Below are 26,594 nucleotides of genomic sequence, written 5' to 3'. Positions count from 1 at the left end.
CTTCGGGGCTTTCCGCTCGCCGGGGCGGGGCCTTGGCTCTCGGCCTCTGTGGACTTAATGTCAACCGGAGGTTATGATGCAACGCAGTGTGAACGGTAAGTGGGGGGCATGGTTGGATGTTGACGGCATCGGCTAAATTCACCGTGGGACAGGTTGTCCGCCACCGCGTGCATCCGTTCCGGGGGGTGATCTTCGACATCGATCCCACCTTCAGCAATACCGAGGAATGGTGGGAATCCATTCCCGAGGAGAACCGTCCGAGCAAGGACCAGCCGTTCTACCACCTGCTGGCGGAGAACGAGACCTCCTATTACGTCGCCTATGTCTCGGAGCAGAACCTGGTCCGCGATGATTCGGGCGAACCGGTCGAGCATCCCGAGGTCGCCGAGATGTTCGGACCGATGCTCGAGGGTGGACGCTACGGCATCGGCGCGCATCTGCACTGATCCCGGCGCAAACGCGTGAAGCCTTCCGGGCGGTGGCGCCGCGTCGGGCGCCGCGCCGCTGGCAAGGCCGCGCCCGCGGCGCGCTTCACGACCTCCGCATCTCGGGGCGCTCCGCCCGGGGGCGCCGCGCCTCGTCGCACCCGCCGGCTGTTCGGGCGGCCGGGTGCTCGGCCCGGACCTTGCTTCTTCCCCCGTTTCATATGGGCATGAAATCTATCAGGCAGTCCGTCCCGGCGAACGGGCCGGGACGAGGGACCCCGCCAACAGGCGGGGAGAAGGAGACCCGCGGCCAAAGGGCCGCTCCGCCGCCTGCTCCAGGTACGTGCCGGCATCCGTCACCAGCCGCCGAACCGCGGCCATTCGGCGATGATCTCACCCGTCTCGGCGCCAACCACCAGATAGCGGTCATATTGCGCGGCCGTGGCGCAGGCGTGGTTCGGCAGGACGCGGAGGCGGGCGCCGATCGGCGGCGCGGGCGCCGGGGCACCGGATCCGGGGCGGGCGGCGACGATGCCGTGCTCCTGGTTCGCCGCGATCACGATCGTTTCACCAAGAGGGCGGCCCGCGATGTCGAGCACGACGCCGTATCCCTGATCGACCGCCTGGCTCGCCGTGCCCCGGTCGCGCGACATCGCCATCCAGCCAGCGTCGGTGATGGTCCAGCCCTTCGCGGACTGATGGCCGATCACCTCCGTCAGGACGGAGAGCGCGATCTCCTCCGGGCCGCAGACACCGACGCCGGCCTGGAACAGGTCGAAGAACACGCTCACGCCCGCGCGGAATTCGGTCAGCCCCTCGAAGCTTTCGGCGGCGAGGAAGGTCGGCGTGGAGCCGGCGCTGACCACCGGGCAGGCGAAACCCGCCTCGCGCAGGATCGCCGCGGCGCGGACGACGGCGAGCCGCTCGCCCTCGGCGGCGGCCCTGAGCGCGGCGGCGCTCCGGGCATTGTAGCTCTCGCCGCCATGGGTCAGCACGCCACGCGGCCCGCCCGGGGGCAGCGCGCGGGCGATGGCGAGCAGGCGCGCGGCATCCTCGGGAACCACGCCGGACCGGTGGCCGTCGCAGTCGATCTCGATCAGCGCCGGAATGCAGTCGCCGCGGCGGGTGAGCGCCTCCGCCTGTTCGACGCTGTCGATCAGCACCGCGAGATCGCAGCCGCCCGCGCGGATCGCCGCGACGCGGTCGAGCTTGTCGGGTGCGATGCCGACGCCATAGGTCAGGTCGACGACGCCGGCGGCGGCGAATTCCTCCGCCTCCCTGAGCGTCGAGACCATGGCGGGCCCGGCGGGCGAGGTCATCAGCCGCCGCGCGACCTCGATGCATTTCGCGGTCTTCAGATGGGGGCGGAAGACGACGCCGGTGCCTTCGAGCCGGGCGTGAAGCCGGGCGATGTTGCGGTTCATCCGCGCCTCGTCGAGCACGAGGCACGGGGTCGGCGCGGTGGCAAGCGTGGGGATCATGGGCTTCTCCGTCAATATCCGAGCGCGCAGCCGTCCTTGCGCGGATCGCTGGCGCCGATCAGCACGCCATCCTCGGCGTCGATCACGATGGCCTGCGCCCCCCCGATCGGCGCGGCGGCCCGGACGACGCGGTGGCCGAGCGCGGCCAGCGTTTCCGCCGTCTCCTCCGCGTAGCCGCGTTCGAGGGAGAGGGTTCCGTCATGGCAGAAGGCGCGCGGGGCATCGATCGCGGTCTGCGGGTCGAGCCCGTAGTCGATCACGTTCGAGAGGAGCCGGGCATGGCCGGCGGCCTGATAGGCGCCGCCCATCACGCCGAAGGGCATGGTGAGCCGGCCATCGCGCCGCAGCATGCCGGGAATGATCGTATGCATCGGCCGCTTGCCACCGCGCGCCTCGTTCGGATGGCCGGGGGTGAGCGAGAAGCCGGCGCCGCGGTTGTGGAAATTGATCCCGAACTTCGCCGAGGCGAGGCCGGAGCCGAAGCTGTGGAAGATCGAATAGATCAGCGAAACCGCCATCCTCTCCGCGTCGACCACGGTGATGTAGATCGTCTCGCGATGCACGCTGGCCGCGGCGATGGTGGCGAGGCCGGCCTGGGCGCGGTCCGGATCGATCAGCGCGGCGAGCCTGTCCGCGGTTTCCGGCGCGAGGAGATGGTCGAGCGCGCTTCCGACCGTCTCCGGATCGGAGATGAACCGGTCGCGCGCGGCATAGGCGAGCCGCGTCGCCTCGGCCTCGACATGCGCCCGGGCGGGTCCGAAGGGGTCCATCGCCGCGATGTCGAACCGCTCGAGGATCGCGAGCAGCAGCATCGCCGCCGCCCCCTGCCCGTTCGGCGGCAGTTCGACCAGTTCGTGGCCGCGGTAGCCGCTCCGGATCGGCGTCACGTATTCCGCGCGCGCGGCGGCGAAATCGTCGGCGGTATGCGCGCCGCCGAGCGCGGCGAGCGAGGCCACCATGTCCTGCGCCACCTCGCCCTCGTAGAAGCCCGCGCGGCCCTCGCGCGCGATCCGGCGCAGGACCTCCGCCTGGCCCGGGGCGCGGAAGAGCTGTCCCGCGCGCGGCGGCAACCCGCCAAGAAGGTAGAATTCGCGCGCATCGCCGCGCAGCCGTCCCGCGGCCTCCGCCCAGTCGAGCGCGACCCGGGGCGCCACCGGCACGCCTTCCGTCGCGTAGCGGATCGCGGGGGCGAGGCAGGCTTCGAGCCCGAGCCGACCGTGGTCGGCCGAGAGCCGGCAGAAGGCGTCGACCGCGCCGGGCACGGTCACCGCGGCGGGCGTGTCGATGGGCATTGCGATCCGCCCCTCGCCCAGAAGCGCCTCGACGTCGAGCGCGGCCGGCGCGCGGCCGGATCCGTTCAGGCCGATGATCTCCTCCGATCCGGCCGGCTTCACGAGGGCGAAGCAGTCGCCGCCGAGCCCGGTCATCTGCGGTTCGCAGATGCCGAGCAGGACCGCGGCCGCGATGGCGGCGTCGACGGCATTGCCGCCGGCGCGCAGCGTGTCGATCGCGACGGCCGAGGCGAGCGGATGGGAGGTCGCGCAGAGCCCGTTGGCCGCGTAGACGAGCGACCGGCCGGGCGTCTGGAAGTCGCGGGCGAGGGGAATGAGTCTGGGCATGCGGCGTTCCTCCGGCGGCCCCCGGCTTCGCGCCCGGGGTATCCCGGGCCGGATTGAACCGGGGCCGGCGACCGGACGCAAGGGCAACCGCCGCCTCCGGCCTTCCGGGCGCCGGCGGATCGGGCGCTTGCCAAAACCGGCGGGGGCGGCCATGCTCGTTTCCATGGCGCATTCCGCGGATATCGCGACCTTTCCCACTCCGGGCGACCGGGTCAGCTTTCACCGCCTCGAGCTTTCGGTGATCCTCGGGCTTTATGGCCGCATGGTCGCGGCCGGTTTCTGGCGGGATTACGGCATCTCGATGCTGCGCGACGTCGCGGTGTTCTCCGTCTTCCGGCACACCGCCGAGCAGCCGCTCTACCGGATCGAGAAGCGGCCGAAACTCGCGGCGCGGCAGGGTCAGTACGCGGTGATCGGGCTCGACGGCCAAATCCTGAAGCGCGGCAACGACCTCGCGACCGTGCTGCGGATCTTCGACCGGAAGCTGATCCGGGCGGTCTGAGCCCCGAATCCGCGCGAGCGGTTAACCCTGCCGGGAATGGGCGGCGTGGCGCCTTCGGCCCGGGCGAAATAATGCTTCGGAGACCGCGGAAACTGTCATACTCTCCAGACGGGTCGGGTTCCCGGCGCCTTCGCGGGCGGCGCATCGTGGAGTGGGGTGTGGTTCTGTGAGCCGATATGTCGCAACAAGGTCCGCGGCGGGTGGTGCCCCGTCGGCGGACGATCGATCAGTGGACGAGGCTCCGCCGCGTCGCGCACCTGCCAGGGTGGTCACGGAGGACGAGGTCTTCGTTCCGCACTGGAGCCTTCCCGATGGCGAGGAAGATCTGCGGGCTCCGTTCTTCGGCCCCGGCGGCGTCGCCCTCGCCGAGCCGTCTCCGCCAGCCGCCGAGGCCGAGGCCGCGCCGGTCTTCGGCCCCGGCCAGGCGGGCGCCGCGCGGGGGGGGGAGGCTTCCCCCGTGCCGGACGAAGGGGGCGGCGAGCCCGCCTTCGTCCCGACCGCGCCGGCCATGAGCGACTGGCGTCCTCCCCGGCCCGCGTCGCGGCCGGAGGATCTGCCGCGCGTGATCAAGGGCGACCCGCCGGAACCGCGGGGAATGGGTCCGGTGATTCTCGCCTGCGCGATCGGCGTCCTGATCGCCGCGCTGATCGTCGCCGCCGCCTTCATGTTCCGTCCGGGTTAGGCAGCGGCTCTCGCGAGCGGCGTCGGAGCGTATGCCGGATCGCCGGTTCCATGAGGCGCGTCATCTCGTCGAAACCGCCCCGGGTGGCGCGCGGCCGATGGTTGCGCTCGGGTTCAGGAGCGATCGCGTGTGCCAGGTCGAGAATCGGGCTCGCCGACCCGGCGCGCCTTGACCGCGGCGGACATGACCCCGGGGAGCGACTTGGGTGCCTTCTTCGCCCTCCGTCGCGGAGATCGAAACGAAGAAGGCCCCGCCTTGGCGGGGCCTCTTGAACGGCTGCGTCCCTTTCGGGAGTCAGAGGCGGAGCGTGCGCTTCAGCTGCGCGATGTCGCGCAGGCGCGTGTCGGCTGCGCCCTTTTCCTCATCGCCCGAAGTCTCGGCCAGCGCGGCCTCGGCGCTCTTCTGGAGCTGGTCCAGAAGATCCGCCGTGACTTCCTCCCTCGGCATCGCCTGTTCCGCGAGAATCGAGGTCGCGGTCGGGGAAACCTCGGCGAAACCGCCGGTGACGACGTATTCGCTGACCTGCCCCGCGGCGGTCACCTTGACCACGCCCGGACGGAGCGTGGTCAGGAAGGGCGCGTGATTGGGCATGGCGGTCAGATCGCCGTCCGCGCCCGGGATCTGCACCATGCTGGCCTCGACCGAGACGACCTTGCGCTCGGGGCTGACCAGATCGAAATGCATCGTGGTGGCCACGTTCGGCGTTCCTTCCTCAGGCCGCGGCCGCGGCCATCTTCTCGGCCTTGGCGATCACCTCGTTGATGCCGCCGACCATGTAGAAGGCCGCTTCCGGCAGATGGTCGAACTCGCCCGCGACGACGCGCTTGAACGAGTCGATCGTCTCCTCGAGCGGCACCTGCACGCCGGGCGAGCCGGTGAATACCTGCGCCACGTCGAAGGGCTGCGAGAGGAAGCGCTGGATCTTCCGGGCGCGGGCCACGGTCAGCTTGTCCTCTTCCGAAAGCTCGTCCATGCCGAGGATGGCGATGATGTCCTGGAGCGACTTGTAGCGCTGCAGGATGCCCTGCACGGCGCGCGCCGTCTCGTAATGCTCCTCGCCGATCACCATCGGGTCCAGCAGACGCGAGGTCGAGTCGAGCGGGTCCACCGCCGGGTAGATGCCGAGCTCCGAGATCGCGCGCGAAAGCACGGTCGTCGCGTCGAGATGGGCGAAGGAGGTCGCCGGCGCCGGGTCGGTGAGGTCGTCGGCGGGCACGTAGATCGCCTGGACGCTCGTGATCGAGCCGTTCCGCGTCGAGGTGATCCGCTCCTGCAGCGCGCCCATGTCGGTCGCGAGCGTCGGCTGGTAGCCCACGGCGGAGGGAATGCGGCCCAGAAGCGCCGACACCTCGGAACCCGCCTGGGTGAAGCGGAAGATGTTGTCGACGAAGAAGAGCACGTCGGTGCCCGACTGGTCGCGGAACTGCTCGGCGAGCGTCAGGCCCGAGAGGGCGACGCGGGCGCGGGCCCCCGGCGGCTCGTTCATCTGGCCATAGACCAGCGCCACCTTCGACTTCGTCAGGTCGTTCGCGTCGATGACGCCCGATTCGATGAACTCGTGGTAGAGGTCGTTGCCCTCGCGGGTGCGCTCACCGACGCCGGCGAACACGGAATAGCCCGAATGCACCTTGGCGATGTTGTTGATGAGCTCCTGGATGAGCACGGTCTTGCCCACGCCGGCGCCGCCGAAGAGGCCGATCTTGCCGCCCTTCGCGTAGGGCGCGAGCAGGTCGATCACCTTGATGCCGGTGACGAGGATCTCGGATTCGGTCGACTGGTCGGAGAAGTCCGGGGCCGCGCGGTGAATCGGGCGGTATTCGGTCGCCTCGACCGGACCCTTCTCGTCCACCGGCTCGCCGACGACGTTGAGGATGCGGCCGAGCGTGCCGTCGCCCACCGGAACCTGGATCGCCTTGCCGGTGTCGGTGACGACCGCGCCGCGCACCAGGCCCTCCGTCGAGTCCATCGCGATGGCACGGACGGTCGACTCGCCGAGATGCTGCGCCACCTCGAGCACGAGGCGGTTGCCGCGGTTGTCCGTTTCCAGCGCGTTCAGGATCTCGGGCAGATGGCCGTCGAACTGAACGTCGACCACGGCGCCGATGACCTGGGTGATCTTGCCGACTGGTTGTGTCATTTGCGCGGTTCCCCGTCTTTCCGTTCCTTAGAGCGCCTCGGCGCCCGAAATGATCTCGATGAGCTCGCTCGTGATCGCCGCCTGGCGCGAGCGGTTGTAGAGGATCGTCAGCTTGCCGATCATATCGCCCGCGTTGCGTGTCGCATTGTCCATCGCGCTCATCCGCGCGCCTTGCTCGGAAGCCGCGTTCTCGAGCAGCGCCGTGAAGACCTGGGTCGCAACGCCGCGCGGCAGGAGATCCGCGAGGATCGCTTCCTCGTCGGGCTCGTATTCATACTGCGCCGCCGCGCCCATGTCCCCGGCTCCGGCCTCGAAGCTCGCCGGGATCAGCTGCCGCTCGGTCGGGACCTGGCTGATCACCGAGACGAAGCGGTTGAAGAAGATCGTGCAGACGTCGAACTCGCCGTGATTGAAGCGGTGCAGCAGATCCGTGGCGATCCGCTGCGCGTCGAGATAGCCGAGCTTCTTGACCTCCGAGAGGTCGACGTGACCGACGAGATAGTCGCTCATGTCGCGCCGAAGCTGCTCGCGGCCCTTCTTGCCGACGGTCAGGATCTTGACCGTCTTGCCCTGCGCGAGCAGCGTCCGCGCCTTCGCGCGGGCGAGCTTGACGATCGCGCTGTTGAAGCCGCCGCAGAGACCGCGCTCGGAGGTGGCGACGACCAGGAGATGCACCTGATCGCCGCCGGTCCCGCCAAGAAGCCGCGGCGCCGTCGGGCTCGAGGCCACGCCGGCGGCGAGGTTGCCGAGCACCGCTTCCATCCGCTCGGCATAGGGACGGGCCGCCTCGGCCGCTTCCTGGGCGCGGCGGAGCTTCGCCGCCGCGACCATCTGCATGGCTTTGGTGATCTTGCGCGTCGACTTGACGCTCTCGATCCGGATTTTCAGGTCCTTAAGGCTCGGCATGGGCCGCGCTCTCCTCTAGGTCGCGGCTCAGGCGAAAGACTTCGCGAAATTGTCCAGCGAGGCCTTGATCTTGTTCTCGATCTCCCCGGCGATCTTCTGATCGTTGTCCCGAAGCTCCTCGAGCAGCGCCGAGTCGGTACCGCGCAGATGGCTGAGCAGCCCCCGCTCGAACCGGCCGACATCCTTCACCGGCAGCTTGTCGAGATAGCCGTGCGTGCCCGCGTAGATCACGACGACCTGCTCGGCATTGGTGAGCGGCGAGTACTGCGGCTGCTTCAGGAGCTCGGTCAGCCGCGCGCCGCGGTTCAAGAGGCGCTGCGTCGCCGCGTCGAGATCGGAGCCGAACTGGGCGAAGGCGGCCATCTCGCGGTACTGCGCGAGTTCGAGCTTGATCGAGCCCGCGACCGACTTCATCGCCTTGGTCTGCGCCGAGGAGCCGACGCGGCTGACCGAGAGGCCGACGTTCACCGCCGGGCGGATGCCCTGGTAGAACAGCTCGGATTCGAGGAAGATCTGGCCGTCGGTGATCGAGATCACGTTGGTCGGGATGTAGGCCGAGACGTCGCCGGCCTGGGTCTCGATGATCGGAAGCGCCGTCAGCGAGCCGTTGCCGTTGTCGTCGTTGAGCTTGGCCGCGCGCTCGAGCAGGCGCGAATGCAGGTAGAAGACGTCGCCCGGATAGGCTTCGCGCCCGGGCGGACGGCGGAGCAGCAGCGACATCTGGCGATAGGCCACGGCCTGCTTGGAAAGGTCATCGTATACGATGAGCCCGTGCATCCCGTTGTCACGGAAATACTCGGCCATCGCGCAGGCGGCGTAGGGAGCGAGATACTGCATCGGCGCCGGCTCGGAAGCGGTGGCGGCGACGACGATCGAATATTCGATCGCGCCCGTCTCCTCGAGCTTCTTCACGAGCTGCGCGACCGTGGAGCGCTTCTGGCCGACCGCGACGTAGACGCAGTAGAGCTTCTTGCCCTCGTCGGCGCCGGCGGCCTCGTTGTAGGACTTCTGGTTCAGGATCGCGTCGAGCGCCACGGCGGTCTTGCCGGTCTGGCGGTCGCCGATGATCAGCTCGCGCTGGCCGCGGCCGATCGGGATCAGCGCGTCGATGGCCTTGAGGCCGGTCGCCATCGGCTCGTGCACCGACTTGCGCGGAATGATGCCCGGCGCCTTCACGTCGGCGATCCGGCGCTCGGTGTACTCGACCGGGCCCTTGCCGTCGATCGGGTTGCCGAGCGCGTCGACCACGCGGCCGAGCAGGCCCTTGCCGACGGGGACGTCCACGATCGACTGGGTGCGCTTGACGACGTCGCCCTCGCCGATGTCACGGTCGGTGCCGAAGATCACGACGCCGACGTTGTCGGCCTCGAGGTTCAGCGCCATGCCGCGGATACCGCCCGGGAACTCCACCATCTCGCCGGCCTGGACGTTGTCGAGCCCGTGCACGCGCGCGATGCCGTCGCCTACGGACAGGACGCGACCCACCTCCGCGACCTCGGCCTCCTGGCCGAAATTCTTGATCTGCTCCTTGAGGATCGCAGAAATTTCAGCGGCTTGGATCGTCATTATCCGACCTCTTTCATGACATTCCGCAGATGAGCCAGCTTCGAGCGGATCGAGGTGTCGATCATGCGCGAGCCGACCTTCACCACCAGTCCGCCGATGAGGCTCTCATCGACTGTTACATTGAGCTTGACGTCCTTGCCGACGCTCGCCCGGAGCTTCTCGCTGAGCGCCTCGGTCTGACCCTTGGTCAGCGGCTTGGCCGCCGTCACCTCGGCGGTGATCTCGCCGCGATCGTCCGCGATCAGCGCGCGCACCTGCGAGATGAAGCCTGCGAGGACGAAGAGGCGGCGATTGTGCGCCATGAGCCGCAGCGTGTTGGTCACCGCGGGCCCGAGGCCCATCCTGGCGGCGAGCGCCGTCACCGCGGCGCCGAGATCCTCGCGGCTGAAGACCGGCGAGGTCACCGCCTCGCGCAGATCGGCGCTCTCCGCGAGCGCCGCGTCGAGCGCGACGAGGTCAGCCTCGACCTGATCCAGGGCGTTTGATTCCTTGGCGATTTCGAACAGCGCAGTCGCGTAGCGTCCCGCTACTCCCGAGGTCAGTGAAGCTGAGCTGGCCACAAACCACCCTTTCGTTCCAGTGTCTTCCGGCCCCCCGGGGCGGAGGGCGCGAAAACGCCCCGCCGGTCTGGATCCCGCCCTTGCCAAGCCGGCGCGGTGATAACAGAGCGGTGAAGTGGTGGCAAGTCGGGGATCCCCGCCGAAACGCCCTTTGAACGCGGCCGCGGCGGGCCGTCGCGCGCGGCCGCCGCGCGGCCGGCCACCGGCTCCGGACTGGGCCGCGTCAGCCCGCCGAACACGTCGAGCGGGCGGGGAACGGCGACGCGCGCGCCCTCCGGCGGCGGGCGTCCGTAGACCTGCTTCGTCGCCTCGACGAGCAGCGCGCCGCCCATGAACTGGGCGTTGAAGCGGCGGCCCAGCATCTCCCAGAAATGCGCGGTCTGCAGCCAGAAGCGCCGGTGCGACGGCGGGCTGTGGAGCGCGGTTGCGTGGCGCTCGGGCAGGAAGCGGTTGCGGCCGAGCAGCGTCTCGAGCTGCCCGAAGCTGTAGGGCCGGCCGAAGCCGAAGGGCGTGACATCTCGCCGCGCCCAGAGGCCGGACCGGTTCGGGACGATGAAGACGACCTGCCCGCCCGGCGCGAGTACCCGCCAGATCTCCGCGAGCAGCGCCGGGGGGCTGTCGCAGGCCTCCAGCCCGTGCATGACCACCAGCCGGTCGACGCAGCCCGCCTCGATCGGCCAGCGCGTCTCCTCGACCAGCGCGCTGACGCTCGGCCCGCCGGCGGGCCAGGGCATCACGCCCTGCTGCGCCGGCATGAGCGCGAGGACCCGCCGCGCCTCGCCGAGGAAGGGGCGCAGCACCGGCGCGGCGAAGCCGAAGCCCGCGACGGTCAGCCCCCGGGTATCGGGCCAGAACCGGCGCAGCGCTTCCTGCAGGCCCCGCTGCGCCGAACGGCCCAGCTTGGTCCTGTAGTAGAACGCCCGCAGATCCAGCACATCCAGATGCATTGCCGGACCTTAGCCGATCCGCCAGACTGGCGCCAAGCCAAGAAGGAGGCCGCCATGGCGCTCGAAATCGTCACCGTTCCCTGCCGGACCGACAATTACGCCTATCTGCTGCGCGACATCGCGACCGGCACCGTCGCGCTCGTCGACGCGCCCGAGGCGGCGCCGATCCGCGCGGCGCTCGCGGCGCGGGGCTGGACGCTCGACATGATCCTCATCACGCATCACCACGACGACCACGTCGCCGGGGTCGAGGACCTGCGCTCCGCCTTCGATCCCGAGGTCGTCGGCGCGGAAGCCGACCGCTACCGGCTGCCCCGTCTCGACCGGGCGGTGGTCGGGGGCGACACCGTCGCCGTCGGCGAGGCGCTCGGAAACGTGATGGAGGTTCCCGGTCACACGATCGGGCATATCGCCTACTTCTTCCCGGACGGGCCGGCGCTCTTCTCCGCCGACAGCCTGATGGTCATGGGCTGCGGGCGGCTCTTCGAGGGGAGCCCGGAGCAGATGTGGGACAGCCTCGGGCGCATGGCGGCCCTGCCGGGGGAGACTTTGGTCTATTCCGGCCACGAATACGCCGAGGCCAACATGGCCTTCGCGCGCGCACTAGACCCCGGCCACGCCCCGACCCGCGACCGGGCGGCGGAGATCGCCCGGGTCCGGGCGCGGGGCGAGCCGACGGTTCCCGCGCGCCTCGACCTCGAGCGCCGGACAAACCCGTTCTTACGCGCGGTTGACCCGGCCTTGAAGGCGGAGCTCGGCATGCCTAGTTCATCGGATGCACAAGTTTTCGCCGCGATCCGGCGCCGCAAGGATTCATTCTGAGCAGCCGCAGCATTTCTTCGCGCAGCCCCTCCGGCGAACTGCATTCTTTTTGCGCTTTCGTCGTCAAGCCGTCATACTCGACCCTTGAAGCGCATGGACTAAAACCGAAGTTTAACAGGTGACGGGTAGGACCTCCTCTACCCTGCCCGAGCTGGCCGGGAGGTCGGCGGGAACATACCGGAAGGACGCGGACTATGCCCTCTTTCTCGAGCACTCTGGAAGCCGCCATCCACAATGCCCTCGGGCATGCCAACCAGCGTAAGCACGAACTCGCCACGCTCGAGCACCTGCTTCTCGCGCTTCTCGACGAACCCGAGGCCTCCCGCGTCATGAAGGCCTGCGGCGTCGACATCGAAAAGCTCAGGAAGACGATCGTCGCCTTCCTCGACGAGGAGCTCGAGGCGCTCATCTCGGACATCGAAGGCTCCGAGGCCGCGCCGACGACGGGCTTCCAGCGGGTGATCCAGCGCGCCGCCATCCATGTGCAGAGCTCCGGACGCTCGGAGGTGACGGGCGCGAACGTGCTCGTCGCGATCTTCGCCGAGCGGGAGAGCCACGCGGCCTACTTCCTGCAGGAACAGGACATGACGCGTTACGACGCGGTCAACTACATCAGCCACGGCGTCGCCAAGGATCCGTCCTATGTCGAGTCGCGGCCGGTCAAGGGCGCCGAGGCGGCGCCCGAACCCAAAGCTCAGGCACAGAGTGGCAAGGAGGCCGAGGAGACCGCGTTGCAGAAGTATTGCGTCGACCTGAACGAGAAGGCCCGCAAGGGCGACGTCGATCCGCTGATCGGCCGTGACCTCGAAGTGGAGCGCTGCATCCAGGTGCTGTGCCGCCGCCGCAAGAACAATCCGCTGCTCGTGGGCGACCCGGGCGTCGGCAAGACCGCGATCGCGGAGGGCCTCGCGCGCAAGATCGTCGACGGCGAGACGCCGGGCGTGCTCGCGGACACGACGATCTACTCGCTCGACATGGGCGCGCTGCTCGCCGGCACCCGCTACCGCGGCGATTTCGAGGAGCGGCTGAAGGCCGTGATGAAGGAGCTGGAGAACCACCCGAACGCGATCCTCTTCATCGACGAAATCCACACGGTGATCGGCGCCGGCGCGACCTCGGGCGGCGCGATGGACGCCTCGAACCTGCTGAAGCCCGCGCTTCAGTCGGGAACGCTGCGCTGCATGGGCTCCACGACCTACAAGGAGTACCGCCAGCATTTCGAGAAGGATCGCGCGCTGGCGCGGCGCTTCCAGAAGATCGACGTGAACGAGCCGAGCGTCGAGGATGCCTTCCGGATCCTCAAGGGCCTGAAACCCTATTTCGAGGAGCACCACGACATCCGCTACACGCTCGACGCCATCAAGTCGGCGGTGGACCTGTCGGCGCGCTACATCCATGACCGCAAGCTGCCCGACAAGGCGATCGACGTGATCGACGAGGCGGGCGCGGCGCAGCACCTGCTGCCCGAGAGCAAGCGGCGCAAGACGATCACCTCGAAGGAGATCGAGGCGGTGGTGGCCAAGATCGCCCGGATCCCGCCGAAGAACGTCTCGAAGGACGACGCCGAGGTGCTGAAGGATCTCGACAAGACCCTGAAGCGGCTCGTCTTCGGTCAGGACAAGGCGATCGAGGCGCTGGCCTCGGCGATCAAGCTCTCCCGCGCCGGCCTGCGCGAGCCGGAGAAGCCGATCGGCAACTATCTCTTCACCGGCCCGACCGGCGTCGGCAAGACCGAGGTTGCGAAGCGGCTCGCCCAGACCCTCGGCGTGGAACTGCTGCGCTTCGACATGTCGGAATACATGGAGAAGCACACGGTGAGCCGCCTGATCGGCGCGCCTCCGGGCTATGTCGGCTTCGACCAGGGCGGGCTTCTGACCGACGGCGTGGACCAGCATCCGCATTGCGTGCTGCTGCTCGACGAGATGGAGAAGGCGCATCCGGACGTCTACAACATCCTGCTGCAGGTGATGGACAACGGGAAGCTCACCGACCACAACGGCCGGACCGTCGATTTCCGCAACGTCGTCCTGATCATGACCTCGAACGCGGGCGCGACGGAGCAGGCGAAGAACGCGCTCGGCTTCGGCCGGGAGCGGCGCGAGGGCGAGGATACCGTCGCCGTCGAACGTACCTTCTCGCCGGAGTTCCGCAACCGGCTCGACGCGGTCATCAGCTTCGGCTCGCTGCCGAAGGAGGTGATCCTGCAGGTGGTCGAGAAATTCGTCCTCCAGCTCGAGGCGCAGCTTCTGGACCGCAACGTGCAGATCGAACTGTCACCGGAAGCGGCCGAATGGCTCGCCGACAAGGGCTATGACGACAAGATGGGCGCGCGCCCGCTCGGCCGTGTGATCCAGGAGAACATCAAGAAGCCGCTGGCCGAGGAACTGCTCTTCGGCAAGCTCGCCAAGGGTGGTCTCGTCGAGGTCGTGGTGCGCGACGGCAAGCTGGAACTCGAGATCCATCCGACCGGCACGCCCCGGATCGGCTCGAAGAAGCCGCCGCTTCTCACCGCGGAGTAAGCGCGGCGCGCGCGAGGATCGAAGGCCGGCCCCTCGGGACCGGCCTTTCTTCTGTGCGGGGCGCTCCGCCGCGCCCACTCAGGACGGGAACCGGCCGGCGAAGCCGCGCGCCGCCTCGATCACGCGGCGCATCTCCTCCGCCACGGCCGCCTCGAACGCGTAGGCCTCGCTCGGGACGACGCCGGGATCCTCCTCCCCGCCCTGAAACACCTCGCGCTCCTCCAGATGCTCCCAGAGCCGATCCGCGCCGCCCTGCCTGTCGAGTTCCGCGATCACCATCGCGATGAGCCTCGTCTGGGCGGCGGCGCGCGCCTCGATCATCATCAGCCGCTTCTCATCCATCTCCGCTCTCTCCCGTCCTGCCCGGGAGGCGGTCCCGGGCCCCTCATCTCGCCTCGGAGCGGAAACCCCTCGGCGGTCCGCGTCGTTCCAGAGAGAAGCGGCTGAAACGAAGCGAAGAAAGGGTGACGAATGTCCGCGCCAATCGAAAGCTACGGGATGATCGGCGATTGCCGGACAGCGGCCCTGGTCGGGCGGGACGGCTCGATCGACTGGCTCTGCCTGCCGAGGTTCGATTCCGACAGCGTCTTCGCGGCCCTGGTCGGGGGCCCCGAGAACGGCCGCTGGCTGATCGGGCCGCGCGATGGAGGCGAGGCCGCCTCGCGCCGCTACCTCGACGGCTCCCCGATCCTCGAGACCCGGTTCGAGACGGAGGAGGGCGTGGTGGAGCTGATCGACTTCATGCCTCCCGGCGCCGCCGGCTGCGACCTGACGCGGCTGCTGCGGGGGCGCCGGGGCCGGGTCCGGATGCGGATGGAGCTGTCGCTGCGCTTCGACTACGGCAAGATCGTGCCCTGGGTGCGCCGCGCCGAGGTGGCGGGCCGGCGGGTGCTTCTCGCGATCGGCGGGCCGCACATGACGGTGCTGAGCACCGCGGTCGAGACCCGGGGCGAGAACGAACGCACCATCGCCGAGTTCGAGGTCGGCGAGGGCGAGGAGATCCCCTTCACGCTCAGCTACGCGCCCTCCTACCAGGAGGTGCCGGCTCCGGCCGACCCGCGCGAGGCGCTGCGCGCGACGGAGGCCTTCTGGCGCGACTGGTCCTCCCGCTGCGAAGCGGCCGGCAAGGTCCGGAAGGCGCTCGGCGAACGGGCGGGGGAGGCGGTGACGCGCTCGCTCGTCACGCTGAAGGCGCTGACCTACGCGCCGACCGGCGGCATCGTCGCCGCCCCGACGACCTCGCTCCCCGAGGCGATCGGCGGGGCGCGGAACTGGGACTACCGCTACTGCTGGCTGCGCGACGCGACGCTGACGCTGATCGCGCTGATGGACGGCGGCTATTACGACGAGGCCCGCGCCTGGCGCGACTGGCTGCTGCGCGCGGCCGCCGGCCGGCCGGATCAGCTCAGCATCATGTACGGGCTGGCGGGCGAACGGCGCCTGCGGGAATGGGAGGCGCCCTGGCTCGCCGGCTATGCCGGCTCCAGGCCCGTCCGGATCGGCAACGCCGCGCATGCGCAGCTCCAGCTCGACGTATTCGGCGAGGTGATGGACGCGCTGCACCAGGCCCGCGCCGGCGGCCTGCCGGAGAGCGAGCCGGGCTGGGCGCTGCAATCCGCGATGATCGCGCATCTCGAGAAGATCTGGCGCCAGCCCGACGCCGGCCTGTGGGAAATCCGCTCGGAAAGGCGGCAATTCACCTATTCCAAGGCGATGGCCTGGGTCGCGGTGGACCGCTGTATCCGCAGCGTGGAAAACTTCGGCCTCCCCGGCCCGGTCGAACACTGGCGGCGGCTGCGTGACACGATCCACGCTGATGTCTGCCGCCGCGGCTTTGATTCGGCGCGGAACTGCTTCGTTCAGGTCTATGGCGGCCAGGAACTCGACGCGAGCCTGCTGCTCCTGCCGGCGCTGGGCTTCCTTCCCGCCTCGGATCCGCGGTTCCGGGGCACCGTCGCCGCGATCGAGCGCGAACTGATGGTCGACGGGCTCGTGCGCCGCTACGACACCCAGGAGACCGACGACGGGGTGGCGGGCCGGGAGGGCGTCTTCCTCGCCTGCAGCTTCTGGCTCGCGGACGCCTATGGCATGCTCGGCCGGCGGCGGAAGGCGCGCGCGCTCTTCGAACGGCTGCTCGATCTGCGCAACGATCTCGGGCTTCTGGCCGAGGAATACGATCCGGAGGCCGGGCGACAGCTCGGCAACTTCCCTCAGGCCTTCTCCCACGTCGCGCTGGTCACCTCGGCGATCCGTCTCGCGAACGAGGCGGGAGCGGAGGAACGCTCGCCCAGCGCCGCGCCGGCCGAGGCGTGAGCCCGGACCGCCCGCGGCCCCGTGTCACCCCGCGGTCGCGGCGCGGTACCACTCGACGATCAGCTTGCGCTCTTCCGGCTGGATCTCGGTGATGTTGGCCGGGGGCATCGCATGGCTGACGCCCGCCTGCAGGTAGATCTCGCGCGCGTGCTGAGCAACGCGCTGGGGCGTGTCGAGCACGACGTCCTTGGGCGCGCGGTGGATGCCCTCCCATCCCGGCTCCGGCGCGTGGCACATCGAGCAGCGCGTCAGCACCGTGTCGGCCACCTGATCGAACCCCTGGGCCGAGGCGAATTTCTGGTCGAGCGGCGACATCGCGAGTTCCGGCCGGTCGCTGCCGGGCTGGCTCGAGAGCCACATGATGAGGACGAAGATGATCGCGGCGACGAGCCAGGTCCAGGTCGGATTGCCCTTATGGGCATGCACAGTGTTGAAATAGTGCCGGATCAGCACGCCCATCAGGAAGACGAGACAGGCGATGATCCAGTTGTATTCCGTGGCGAAGGCCAGCGGATAGTGGTTGGACAGCATCAGGAACAGGACGGGAAGCGTCAGGTAGTTGTTGTGCGTCGAACGCAGCTTCGCGATCTTGCCGTATTTCGGATCAGGGGTACGGCCCGCCTTGAGGTCCGCCACCACGACGCGCTGGTTCGGCATGATGACGAAGAACACGTTCGCCGTCATGATCGTCGCGGTGAAGGCGCCGAGATGAAGCAAGGCCGCGCGGCCGGTGAAGAGGTGCACGTAGATCCAGGCCATCACGACGAGCACGCCGAAGAGCAGGATCATGAGCGTGGTCGGCGTCTCGGCGAGCTTCGACTTGCAGAGGAAGTCATAGGCCAGCCAGCCGACGCTGAGCGAGACCATCGAGATCAGGATCGCCACCGGCGCCGAGACGTCGAGCACCGCGGGATCGATCAGGAAGAGGTTCGCGCCGGCGTAGTAGACGACGCAGAGCATCGCGAAGCCGGAGAGCCAGGTCACGTAGCTTTCCCACTTGAACCAGACGAGCCGCTCGGGCAGCCGCTCGGGCGCGACGAGGTATTTCTGGATATGGTAGAAGCCGCCGCCATGGACCTGCCATTCCTCGCCATGGGCGCCCGGTGGCAGGTCGGGTGTCTTGCGCAGCCCGAGATCAAGGGCCACGAAGTAGAAGGACGACCCGATCCAGGCGATGCCGGTGATTACATGGAGCCAGCGCACGGCGAAGGCGAGCCAGTCCCAGACAATGGCGAAATCGTACATGCATACCCTCCAGCTTGCCCCACCACCTTGACAGAAACCGGTTCTCTCGCAAGCGCGGTAAAATTCGCGGCAGTTTCAGCCATTCCCTGAAGATCCGCCGGGCAGCGGGTACGCGGGCCGCGAGGCGCGGCCGGATCTCGCCTCCCGATCCAGCCATCGCACGCCGCGGGCCGGATGGGGAGCGGCCCTGAAATCTTGCGCGGACGGCGAACGAGGTCCACGAATGGAAGCAAGATCCGAGAGCGTGCCAGACAGATGTCCTATATCAACAACCTCAAGACCTTCGTGCGCGTCTACGAACTCGGCAGCATGTCGGCGGCGGCCCGCGACCAGCGGGTTTCGGCGGCGGTGGCGAGCGCGCGGATCGGGGAGCTCGAGAAACATCTCGGTACGCGGCTCTTCTCGCGCACCACGCGGAGCCTGCAGCCGACCGAGCAGGGCGGGATCTTCTACAAGGGCGCGCGGCGCATCCTCGAAGCGATCGAGGAGGCGGAAACGGCGATCGCCGACGCAGCGCGCAATCCGCGCGGCTCGCTCCATGTCGCCGCGCCGCTCGGCATCGGCAAGCGCCTGGTCGCGCCGCTCATTCCCGACTTCCGCGCGCGCTATCCCAATGTCGACATCCGGCTGCGGCTCTCGGACCGGCGGCTCGACCTGACGGCGGAGGCGCTCGACCTCGCCTTCTTCCTCGGCACGCCCGAGGAATCGAGCCTGCGCATCCGCCCGATCGCCGAATGCCCGCGGCTCCTCTGCGCCTCGCCCGCCTATGTGGCGCGGCGGGGAATGCCGAGAAACGGGCGCGAACTGGTCGAGGGGGGGCATGACTGCCTGCTGCTGCGCTTTCCCGGCGCGCAGGAATTCGTCTGGACGCTCTCCACACCGGAGGGGCCGCGCCGGTTCGAGGTCGGGGGCGCCTATGAATCGGACGACGGCGACGTGCTGACCGGCTGGGCGCTCGCCGGCCACGGCATCATCCTGAAACCCCGGTTCGAGGTCGCCGCCCATCTCGAGGCCGGCCGGCTGGTCCCGGTCGCGACCGAGACGCCGCCCTTCGACGTGACGCTGGCGCTCCTCTACCCGCACAAGCGCCTGCAGGATCCGAAGGCCCGCGTCTTCATCGACTTCATGGTCCGCGCCTGCCGCGCCGAACTCGCCGCGGGCGGGGGGTGACGGAGGATGGCGGACAGATGTCCGCCCTACCCGACTTGTAGGGCGGACATCTGTCCGCCCCTCCCCCGGCGCCTCAGCTGCCCCGGTAGGTCGAGTAGCTGTAGGGCGAGAGCAGCAGCGGCACGTGGTAATGCGCGGCGGGATCGGCGACGCCGAAGCGGATCGGGATGAGGTCGAGGAACTTCGGGCTCTCCGTCGCCACGCCCGCGGCGTCGAGATAGGCGCCGGCGTGGAAGACGAGCTCGTAGACGCCGCGTTCCGCCTCGCCCTTCGGAATCACCGGCGCGTCGGTCCGCCCGTCCGCGTTGGTCACCACCGTCCGGAGCAGCGCGCGGGTCTCGCCCGCGATCCGGTAGAGTTCGATCGTCATCCCCTCCGCGGGGCATCCGCGCGCCGCGTCGAGCACATGGGTCGTCACATAGCCTTCGCTTCCCGCCATCGCGCTCCCTCCGCTGTCCGGACCGAGCCTGCCCCGGCGCGCGCCCGAGGGCCAGCCCCGGCTCGCCGAAAATTGCTTCAAGAACTTTTTGAAAGGCAAGGCCGATCGGATTCATTAAGAGGGACCGGAGAGGACAGGCATGGGGGCCAGGCATGAATCGTTATCCCAGGAACATGCGGGGCCATGGCGCCCACCCCCCGAAGGCGCAGTGGCCCGGCGGCGCGAAGATCGCGGTCCAGTTCGTCCTGAACTACGAGGAAGGCGGCGAGAACTGCCTGCTGCACGGCGACGCCGCCTCCGAGGCGTTCCTGAGCGACATCGCCGGCGCCGAGCCCTGGCCGGGGCAGCGGCACTGGAACATGGAGTCGATGTACGAATACGGCGCGCGCGCGGGCTTCTGGCGGCTGCGCGAGATGTTCGTCTCCCGGGGCGTGCCGCTCACGATCTACGGCGTCGCCGAGGCGCTCGCCCGCTCGCCGGAGCAGGTCGCGGCGATGAAGGAGGCGGGCTGGGAGATCGCCAGCCACGGGCTGAAGTGGATCAACTACCGAAACCACACGGCCGAGATGGAACAGGCCGACATCGCCGAGGCGATCCGGCTGCACACCGAGGTCGTGGGCGCGGCCCCGCGCGGCTGGTACACCGGCCGGACCTCGATCCAGACGGTCGACCTGGTGAGCGAGACCGGGGTGTTCGACTATGTCTCGGACACCTATGACGATGACCTGCCCTACTGGCGCGAGCATGTCGGGCGCGCGCAGCTCATCATCCCCTATTCTCTCGAAACCAACGACATGCGGTTCTCCGCGGGCACGCTGAGCACTTCCGAGGATTTCTTCCGCTACCTCAAGGACACGTTCGACGTGCTCTACGCCGAGGGGGAAGCGGGATCGCCGAAGATGATGTCGGTCGGCCTGCACTGCCGCCTGGTCGGCCGACCGGGCCGGGCCGCGGGACTCGCGAAGTTCATCGACTACGTGCTGAGCCACGAGAAGGTCTGGACGCCGCGCCGGATCGAGATCGCCGAGCACTGGGCGAAGGTCCATCCCGCCCCCACCCGCCGGGACCTGCCGAGCCGGCTCGATCGCGACGCCTTCGTCGCGCGGTTCGGCGGCGTGTTCGAGCATTCGCCCTGGATCGCCGAGCGCGCCTTCGAATTCGAACTCGGCCCGGCGCACGATTCCGCCCTCGGGCTGCACAACGCGCTGGCGCGCGCCTTCCGCTCCGCCTCGGAGCAGGAGCGGATGGCGGTGCTGACCGCCCATCCCGATCTCGCGGGCAAGCTCGCCCAGGCGAAGCGGCTGACCGCCGAATCGACCGCCGAACAGGCCGGCGCCGGGCTCGATTCGCTGACCGACGCCGAGCGCGCGGAATTCACCGCGCTCAACGAGGCCTATGCGACCACCTTCGGTTTCCCGTTCATCATCGCGGTGCGCGGCCTCGGCAAATCCGACATTCTCGCCGAATTCAAGCGCCGGCTCGGCAACGACCAGCCCACCGAATTCGCCACCGCCTGCGAACAGGTCGAGCGGATCGCGCTCCTGCGTCTCAAGGACATGCTGCCATGAAGGATATCCCCACGAAGCCCCTGCCGCGCTACTGGGCGCCCTATGGCGGCCTGCCCGGCCAGCACGAACTGCTCTCGGGCCGCGCGGTCTTCACCGAGGCCTACGCCTTCATCCCGCGCGGCGTGATGACCGATATCGTGACGAGCGCCCTGCCCTTCTGGGAAAAGACGCGCGCCTGGATCATCGCCCGGCCGATGTCGGGCTTCTCCGAGACCTTTTCGCAATACATCATGGAGGTTCAGCCCGGCGGCGGCAGCGACCGGCCGGAGCTCGATCCGGACGCCGAGGGATGCCTCTTCCTGCTACAGGGCGGCCTCGACCTCACGATCGGCGGCGAGACGCACCATCTGGAGCCGGGCGGCTACGCCTTCATCCCGCCGGGCGCCGACTGGAGCGCGCGCAACCGCGAGGACGAGCCGTCGCGCTTCCACTGGATTCGCAAGGCCTACGAGCCGGTCGAGGGGCTCGGCCTCCCCGATCCGATCGTGGGCAACGAGCGCGACGTGAAGAACACGCCGATGCCCGACACCGACGGACGCTGGACCACGACGCGCTTCTTCGACCACGACGACATGCGCATGGACATGCATGTGACGATCGTGAACCTGATGCCCGGCGCCGAGATCCCGTTCACCGAGACCCATGTGATGGAACACGGGCTCTACGTGCTCGAGGGCAAGGGGGTCTACAAGCTCAACCGCGACTGGGTCGAGGTCGAGGCCGGCGATTTCATGTGGCTCCGCGCCTTCTGCCCGCAGGGCTGCTACGCGGGCGGGCCGGGGCGCTTCCGCTACCTGCTCTACAAGGACGTGAACCGGCACGCGCGGCTGCGCCCCCAGGGGATGCTCCCCCGGTGAGCCGCGAGATCGCCGCCGAACCGCTGACGCCGGAGGCCTTCGCGCCCTTCGGCGACGTGATCGAGGCGCGGGGCGCGCCGAGCTTCCGGATCAACGGCGGCATGTGCGACCGCCACCACGACCTCGCGCGGCTCGACTTCACCGGCCCGGGAAACCCCCGCGCCAACATCTCGATCGGCTTCGGCCGCCCCTACGCGCTGCCGCTGCGACTCACCCTGGTCGAGCGGCATCCGCTCGGCAGCCAGGCCTTCGTGCCGATGACGGAGGATCCGTTCCTTGTCATCGTCGCGCCGGACGAGAACGGCGTCCCCGGCCGGCCGCGCGCCTTCCTGACGGCGCCCGGGCAGGGGGTGAACTATCTGAGGAACACCTGGCACGGCGTGCTGACGCCGCTCGGCCGCGCGTCGAATTTCCTGATCGTGGACCGGGTGGGAGGCGGGAACAACCTCGAGGAATTTTCCTACGCGGAACCCTGGATCGTGAACGCGGTCTGAAGCAAGGCCCCCCCTGTCCTCAGACCGCTTCACAACTGGCACTTACGCCGCACAACACGACCATTCACACACAACTCGGTACTACACCCCAACCCCTGAACGGCGCTGGTTCACACAAACCGCCGAGCCACACACCGCTCGGTCATACTCTGGTTACCGTGAATTGATGTCACCGCCGTGACAAGGACAAACTCGCACCACGACAATCGCATGTCTAGGGGATTCGCCAGCGACACCACGCGACCGTCGATTTTTGTGTGCGCCGCGGCAAAAATGCCGATTAGACCGGCGGCATTTCGCTCATGTGATGAGCCGCTAGGCAGATGCTCCGCGAAAGTTGAAGGCAGACCGGCTCAACTGTCGAATCGCGTGGCACCACGTCGCATGGCATCGACGGGTTGGGTCAGGATCGCGGCCTGATAGGCGCGCTGATCACAGTTCTGCCGCGGACACACGCGACAGTTGATCCCGATCGGGGTCATGCGGGTGTGGCCGTCGACATGGAACCCCTCGGCGTAGCAGATCTCGGGCGCGTGCTCGATGGTGCAGCCGAGTGTGACGGCCAGCCGGTTGTCCTGGTTGTGCCGCTCGAAGGACGGCCGGTCCACCGTGCGGCTGAAGGTGAAATACTGGCTCTGGTCGGGCATCTCGACGAACTGGGGCATGATCCGGCCCGGCACGCGGAAGGCGGTGTGGATGTCGAGCCTGGGGCAGGCGCCGCCGAATTCCGCCAGATGGAAGTCGGTGGCGTTGAACCGTTTCGAGACGTTGCCCGCCTTGTCGATCCGGAGGAAGAAGAACGGCACGCCCTGCGCCCCCTCCCGGTTGAGCGTGGTCGCCCGATGGCAGGCCTGTTCGAAACTGACGCCGAATCGGGTGGCGAGGTGGTCCATGTCGTATTTCGACGCCCGCGCCTCGCGCAGGAAGGCGTCGTAGGGCATGAGCACCGCCGCCGCGAAGTAGTTGCAGAGCTCGACCCGGCAGCGGCCGAGTTCGCGCTTCCCGGTCATTTCCGTCCGGCTCAGGATCTGGTCCAGCACCGGACCGAGCGCCAGCAGCCCGTACATATGCGCGAGCTGGAACACCCGATTCGGATGGTCGAGCGCCATCGAGAGCTGGATCTCCCCGATTCGCTCCTCGTACTGGCGCAGCGTATGCGGCAGATCCTCCACCGCCACCACCCGGACCGACAGGCCGAGCGACTTCCTGAGCCGGTACTTCAGGTAGGAATAGATCTCGTCCGGCTCGGGAATCGTGCCTTCCCAGAAGGCATCCGCCGCTTCCTCGAGTTCGCGGAAATGGTTGCGGTTGCGCCGGAAGAAGTTGTGCACCGAGGTTTCCGGCGGCGCCGCGACGAGCACCCCGCCCTCGCCGCCGTCGCCGATGCTCAGGAGCTGGTCGGAGGCGGTCCGGTAGAGGCTGTGCAGCTTCAGGAAGGCGCTGGCGAGCGTCGGACAATGGACGAGCGCGGCGCGGAGCTGTCCCAGATCGGGCCGGCAGCTTTCGAAGACCGGATCCTGCACCATGGCCCGCAGATCGGCGAGGACGGTCGCCGTGTCGTCCTCCGCGATGTCGCGCCAGTCGACGCCATAGGCCTCGAAGAGCCGGAGCAGAACCTGGACCGAAACGGATCTCTGGTTGTTTTCCAACAGGTTGACATAGGCGGGGCTGATCCCGAGGTTACGCGCCATCTGCGTCTGCGTCTCGCCCCGGTCGGTCCGGAGCCGCCGGAGACGGGGTCCTACGAAGGTCTTATGCACCGGGAAAAGCTCCGAAATTTTGTTGCTTTACATTATTACAGAATAGCAAACTTGTAAATTCTCGCATTTACAACATGACCCGGATTCCCTTTGGTCCCGAGCGTTTTGCGCGCAGAAGTCTCCCCAGACAGTCCCCCGAGTGAGTGGGTCGACAGGAGGAGATAGAGATGAGAACCGGCATCACGCATCTGGCGATTCCCGGCCCGACGAACGTTCCGGAAGCGGTCCGGCAGGCGATGAACGTGCCGATGCAGGACATGCGCGCCCCTGATTTCGGAGACCTGACCATCGGTCTCTTCTCCGACCTGCGCCGTGTCTTCAAGACGGCCAATGGTACCGTGATCCTCTACCCCGGCTCCGGCACCGCCGCCTGGGAAGCCGCGATGATGAACACGCTCAACCCCGGCGACCGCGTGCTGATGTGCCGCAAGGGCCAGTTCTCGATGCTCTGGGCGCGGATGGCGGAGCAGCTCGGCCTCGAGGTCGAACTGGTCGATGTTCCCTGGGGCGCCGGCACGCCGGTCAGCGAATTCGCCCGCATCCTCGGCAACGACGCCGAGGGCAGGATCAAGGCGGTCTTCGTCACCCACAACGAGACTGCGACCGGCGTCACCTCCGACGTGGCCGCGATCCGCGCGGTGATGGACGACGTCTATCACGAGGCGCTGCTCTTCGTGGACGGCGTGTCCTCGATCGCGTCGATCGACTTCCGCATGGACGAATGGCGGGTCGATCTCGCCGTCACCGGCTCCCAGAAAGGCCTGATGCTGCCCGCGGGCCTCGGCATCCTCGCCGTTTCCGAGAAGGCGATGGCCGCCTCGCGCCGCGCCACGCTGCCCCGCGCCTATTTCCGCTTCGAGGACATGACGGCGGTCAACGGCGACGGCTACTTCCCCTACACGCCGCCGACCCAGCTGTTCCACGGGCTCCGCAAGTCGCTCGACCGGCTGTTCGAGGAGGGGCTCGAGAACGTCTTCGCCCGCCACCGTCGCCTCGCCGAGGGCGTGCGCCGCGCGGTCCATGCCTGGGGCTACGACCTCGTGGCCGAGCATTGCAAGATCTACTCCGACACCGTCTCCGCGATCCGCGTGCCGCCCGAGGTCGACGCGCGCGACGTGATCCGGGGCGCCTACGTGAACTACAACACCTCGCTCGGCACCGGCCTCGGCCCGCTCGCCGGCAAGGTCTTCCGCATCGGCCATCTCGGCGACCTGAACGAGGTCATGTGCCTCGCCGCGATCTCGGCGGCGGAGATGGCGCTGGTCGACGCGGGCGCCACGATCGACCTCGGCTCCGGCGTCGCCGCGGCCCAGTGCTGGTATCGCGAGAGCCGCCAGGTGCGGCAGGTCGCCCTCGCCGCCGAATAATCGCCCCGCACCGAAAAAGACGACGAAGGGAGCACCCGATGGACATCCACGAGTATCAGGCCAAGGAAATCCTCTCGCAGTTCGGCGTCCCCGTGCCGCGGGGGGGCCTCGCCTACAGCCCGGAGCAGGCGGGTTACCGCGCCCGCGAGATCGGCGGCTCGGCCTGGGTCGTGAAGGCGCAGATCCATTCCGGCGGCCGCGGCCAGGCCGGCGGCGTCCGTGTCTGCAAGTCCGAGGAGGAGGTGCGCGACTTCGCCTCCACGCTCTTCGGCCGCAACCTCGTCACCAAGCAGACGGGCGCCCAGGGCAAGGCGGTCTACCGCGTCTGGATCGAGGAAGCCTCCGACATCGCCCGCGAGCTCTACCTCGGCTTCGTGCTCGACCGGAAATCGGAGCGGATCATGATCGTCGCCTCCGGTCATGGCGGCATGGAGATCGAGGAACTGGCCGAGACCGATCCCGAGAGCCTGCGGCGGATGACCGTCGATCCGGCCGTCGGCCTCGCCGACTTCCAGGCGCGCGAGCTCGCCTTCGCGCTCGATCTTTCCTCGGCGCAGGTCTCGCAGATGTCGACGGTGCTGAAGGCCTGCTACCGCGCCTACCGTGATCTCGACGCGACGATGGTGGAGATCAACCCGCTCGTCGTCACCGGCTCGGGCGAACTCGTCGCGCTCGACGCGAAGATGTCCTTCGACACCAACGCGCTCTTCCGCCGGCCGCAGGTCAGCGAGTTGCGCGACCGCAGCCAGGAGGAACCGCGCGAGAGCGCCGCGGGCGATTACGGCCTCTCCTATGTCGGGCTCGAGGGCAATATCGGCTGCATGATCAACGGCGCGGGCCTCGCGATGGCGACGATGGACATGATCGGTCTCGCCGGCGGCCAGCCCGCGAACTTCCTCGACATCGGCGGCGGCGCGAGCCCCGAGCGCGTGGTCCGCGCCTTCCGCACCGTGCTCGACGACAAGAACGTCGAGGTGATGCTGGTCAACATCTTCGCCGGCATCAACCGCTGCGACTGGGTCGCGGAGGGCGTGGTGAAGGCGTTCAGGGAAGTGGACGTGAAGCTTCCCGTCGTGGTCCGGCTCGCCGGCACCAACGTCGAGGAAGGCAAGAGGATCATCGAGGACTCCGGCCTGCCGATCATGACGGCCGACAGCCTCGAGGACGCGGCCCGGAAGGCCGTCGCCGCCGCCGAGCGCAGGGCGGCGGCCTGAG

24 protein-coding genes are annotated in these 26,594 nt (G+C 68.6%); 12 read left to right on the top strand and 12 right to left on the bottom strand.

Going from position 1 to position 26,594, the window contains the following annotated elements; all coding sequences use genetic code 11:
- Positions 1-116 precede the first annotated feature (116 nt).
- Positions 117-446 (top strand): heat shock protein HspQ, encoded by a 330-nt coding sequence (gene hspQ, locus FJM51_RS05965; RefSeq protein ID WP_140453199.1) that lies wholly within the window; start codon positions 117-119, stop codon positions 444-446.
- Positions 447-781: 335 nt separating this feature from the next.
- On the opposite strand, the gene FJM51_RS05960 is transcribed toward hspQ, so the two are convergent.
- Together FJM51_RS05960 and FJM51_RS05955 are read right to left on the bottom strand one after the other, a co-directional pair.
- A complete protein-coding gene (locus tag FJM51_RS05960) occupies positions 782-1,906 on the bottom strand; it encodes an alanine racemase (protein ID WP_140453198.1) in 1,125 nt (374 codons plus the stop codon).
- A gap of 11 nt (positions 1,907-1,917) precedes the next feature.
- Positions 1,918-3,525, bottom strand: coding sequence for a gamma-glutamyltransferase family protein (locus FJM51_RS05955; RefSeq protein WP_140453197.1), 1,608 nt, complete (start codon positions 3,523-3,525; stop codon positions 1,918-1,920).
- A 151-nt stretch (positions 3,526-3,676) separates the two neighbouring features.
- On the opposite strand from FJM51_RS05955, the gene FJM51_RS05950 reads away from it, so the two are divergent.
- Positions 3,677-4,027 (top strand): DUF2794 domain-containing protein, encoded by a 351-nt coding sequence (locus FJM51_RS05950; protein ID WP_140453196.1) that lies wholly within the window; start codon positions 3,677-3,679, stop codon positions 4,025-4,027.
- Between the two features lie 229 nt (positions 4,028-4,256).
- Positions 4,257-4,709, top strand: coding sequence for a hypothetical protein (locus FJM51_RS05945; RefSeq protein WP_140453195.1), 453 nt, complete (start codon positions 4,257-4,259; stop codon positions 4,707-4,709).
- Positions 4,710-5,003: 294 nt separating this feature from the next.
- On the opposite strand, the gene FJM51_RS05940 is transcribed toward FJM51_RS05945, so the two are convergent.
- The 6 genes from FJM51_RS05940 to FJM51_RS05915 are packed head-to-tail and all read right to left on the bottom strand — an operon-like array spanning position 5,004 to position 10,825.
- Positions 5,004-5,405 (bottom strand): F0F1 ATP synthase subunit epsilon, encoded by a 402-nt coding sequence (locus FJM51_RS05940; protein ID WP_181164463.1) that lies wholly within the window; start codon positions 5,403-5,405, stop codon positions 5,004-5,006.
- Positions 5,406-5,421: 16 nt separating this feature from the next.
- Complete coding sequence (atpD, locus tag FJM51_RS05935) at positions 5,422-6,846, bottom strand: F0F1 ATP synthase subunit beta (RefSeq protein ID WP_140453194.1); 1,425 nt, start codon at positions 6,844-6,846, stop codon at positions 5,422-5,424.
- 27 nt (positions 6,847-6,873) lie between these two features.
- Positions 6,874-7,752, bottom strand: coding sequence for a F0F1 ATP synthase subunit gamma (locus FJM51_RS05930; RefSeq protein ID WP_140453193.1), 879 nt, complete (start codon positions 7,750-7,752; stop codon positions 6,874-6,876).
- Positions 7,753-7,779: 27 nt separating this feature from the next.
- Positions 7,780-9,318, bottom strand: a complete 1,539-nt coding sequence (atpA, locus tag FJM51_RS05925) for a F0F1 ATP synthase subunit alpha (RefSeq protein ID WP_140453192.1) — start codon at positions 9,316-9,318, stop codon at positions 7,780-7,782.
- Positions 9,318-9,878 carry a F0F1 ATP synthase subunit delta gene (locus FJM51_RS05920; protein WP_140453191.1) on the bottom strand — a complete coding sequence of 187 codons (561 nt, stop codon included), beginning with the start codon at positions 9,876-9,878 and terminating at the stop codon, positions 9,318-9,320. Before FJM51_RS05920 ends, atpA begins: the two co-directional genes overlap by 1 nt.
- A complete protein-coding gene (locus FJM51_RS05915) occupies positions 9,857-10,825 on the bottom strand; it encodes a class I SAM-dependent methyltransferase (protein WP_140453190.1) in 969 nt (322 codons plus the stop codon). Before FJM51_RS05915 ends, FJM51_RS05920 begins: the two co-directional genes overlap by 22 nt.
- 54 nt (positions 10,826-10,879) lie before the next feature.
- Between FJM51_RS05915 and gloB the strand changes: the two genes are divergently transcribed.
- A complete protein-coding gene (gene gloB / locus FJM51_RS05910) occupies positions 10,880-11,647 on the top strand; it encodes a hydroxyacylglutathione hydrolase (protein ID WP_140453189.1) in 768 nt (255 codons plus the stop codon).
- Positions 11,648-11,841: 194 nt separating this feature from the next.
- Positions 11,842-14,166 (top strand): ATP-dependent Clp protease ATP-binding subunit ClpA, encoded by a 2,325-nt coding sequence (gene clpA, locus FJM51_RS05905; protein WP_140453188.1) that lies wholly within the window; start codon positions 11,842-11,844, stop codon positions 14,164-14,166.
- 78 nt (positions 14,167-14,244) lie between these two features.
- On the opposite strand, the gene FJM51_RS05900 is transcribed toward clpA, so the two are convergent.
- Positions 14,245-14,508 carry a hypothetical protein gene (locus FJM51_RS05900; protein ID WP_140453187.1) on the bottom strand — a complete coding sequence of 88 codons (264 nt, stop codon included), beginning with the start codon at positions 14,506-14,508 and terminating at the stop codon, positions 14,245-14,247.
- 129 nt (positions 14,509-14,637) lie between these two features.
- Here FJM51_RS05900 and FJM51_RS05895 point away from each other — a divergent pair, with 129 nt between their 5' ends.
- Complete coding sequence (locus tag FJM51_RS05895) at positions 14,638-16,479, top strand: glycoside hydrolase family 15 protein (protein WP_140453186.1); 1,842 nt, start codon at positions 14,638-14,640, stop codon at positions 16,477-16,479.
- A 24-nt stretch (positions 16,480-16,503) separates the two neighbouring features.
- On the opposite strand, the gene FJM51_RS05890 is transcribed toward FJM51_RS05895, so the two are convergent.
- Entirely contained in the window at positions 16,504-17,724 is a 1,221-nt protein-coding gene (locus tag FJM51_RS05890; RefSeq protein WP_140453185.1) for a urate hydroxylase PuuD, read from the bottom strand.
- A 255-nt stretch (positions 17,725-17,979) separates the two neighbouring features.
- On the opposite strand from FJM51_RS05890, the gene FJM51_RS05885 reads away from it, so the two are divergent.
- Positions 17,980-18,894 carry a LysR family transcriptional regulator gene (locus FJM51_RS05885; protein WP_140453184.1) on the top strand — a complete coding sequence of 305 codons (915 nt, stop codon included), beginning with the start codon at positions 17,980-17,982 and terminating at the stop codon, positions 18,892-18,894.
- A gap of 73 nt (positions 18,895-18,967) precedes the next feature.
- Here the strand turns inward: FJM51_RS05885 and uraH are convergent, their stop codons facing one another.
- On the bottom strand, positions 18,968-19,333 hold the full coding sequence (gene uraH / locus FJM51_RS05880) for a hydroxyisourate hydrolase (RefSeq protein WP_140453183.1): 366 nt from the start codon (positions 19,331-19,333) through the stop codon (positions 18,968-18,970).
- Between the two features lie 152 nt (positions 19,334-19,485).
- Here uraH and puuE point away from each other — a divergent pair, with 152 nt between their 5' ends.
- From puuE to FJM51_RS05865, 3 genes are read left to right on the top strand one after another with little or no spacing between them, the layout of a single operon-like run.
- Positions 19,486-20,901 carry an allantoinase PuuE gene (gene puuE / locus FJM51_RS05875; RefSeq protein WP_140453182.1) on the top strand — a complete coding sequence of 472 codons (1,416 nt, stop codon included), beginning with the start codon at positions 19,486-19,488 and terminating at the stop codon, positions 20,899-20,901.
- Positions 20,898-21,758: a bifunctional allantoicase/(S)-ureidoglycine aminohydrolase gene (locus FJM51_RS05870; RefSeq protein ID WP_140453181.1), complete on the top strand. Its 861-nt coding sequence runs from the start codon at positions 20,898-20,900 to the stop codon at positions 21,756-21,758. The genes puuE and FJM51_RS05870 overlap by 4 nt, the downstream gene beginning before the upstream one ends.
- Positions 21,755-22,252 carry an ureidoglycolate lyase gene (locus tag FJM51_RS05865; RefSeq protein ID WP_140453180.1) on the top strand — a complete coding sequence of 166 codons (498 nt, stop codon included), beginning with the start codon at positions 21,755-21,757 and terminating at the stop codon, positions 22,250-22,252. The genes FJM51_RS05870 and FJM51_RS05865 overlap by 4 nt, the downstream gene beginning before the upstream one ends.
- 353 nt (positions 22,253-22,605) lie before the next feature.
- Here the strand turns inward: FJM51_RS05865 and FJM51_RS05860 are convergent, their stop codons facing one another.
- Positions 22,606-24,012, bottom strand: coding sequence for a helix-turn-helix domain-containing protein (locus FJM51_RS05860; protein ID WP_140453179.1), 1,407 nt, complete (start codon positions 24,010-24,012; stop codon positions 22,606-22,608).
- A gap of 167 nt (positions 24,013-24,179) precedes the next feature.
- Here FJM51_RS05860 and FJM51_RS05855 point away from each other — a divergent pair, with 167 nt between their 5' ends.
- Positions 24,180-25,379, top strand: a complete 1,200-nt coding sequence (locus FJM51_RS05855) for a pyridoxal-phosphate-dependent aminotransferase family protein (RefSeq protein WP_140453178.1) — start codon at positions 24,180-24,182, stop codon at positions 25,377-25,379.
- Between the two features lie 38 nt (positions 25,380-25,417).
- Entirely contained in the window at positions 25,418-26,593 is a 1,176-nt protein-coding gene (locus FJM51_RS05850) for a malate--CoA ligase subunit beta (protein ID WP_140453177.1), read from the top strand.
- Position 26,594 lies beyond the last annotated feature (1 nt).

It is taken from the genome of Amaricoccus solimangrovi, assembly GCF_006385685.1.
In the GTDB taxonomy this organism is placed as follows: domain Bacteria; phylum Pseudomonadota; class Alphaproteobacteria; order Rhodobacterales; family Rhodobacteraceae; genus Amaricoccus; species Amaricoccus solimangrovi.
The sequence above is the reverse complement of the archived record's forward strand: the minus strand, read 5'-3'. Positions and strand labels throughout refer to the sequence as shown.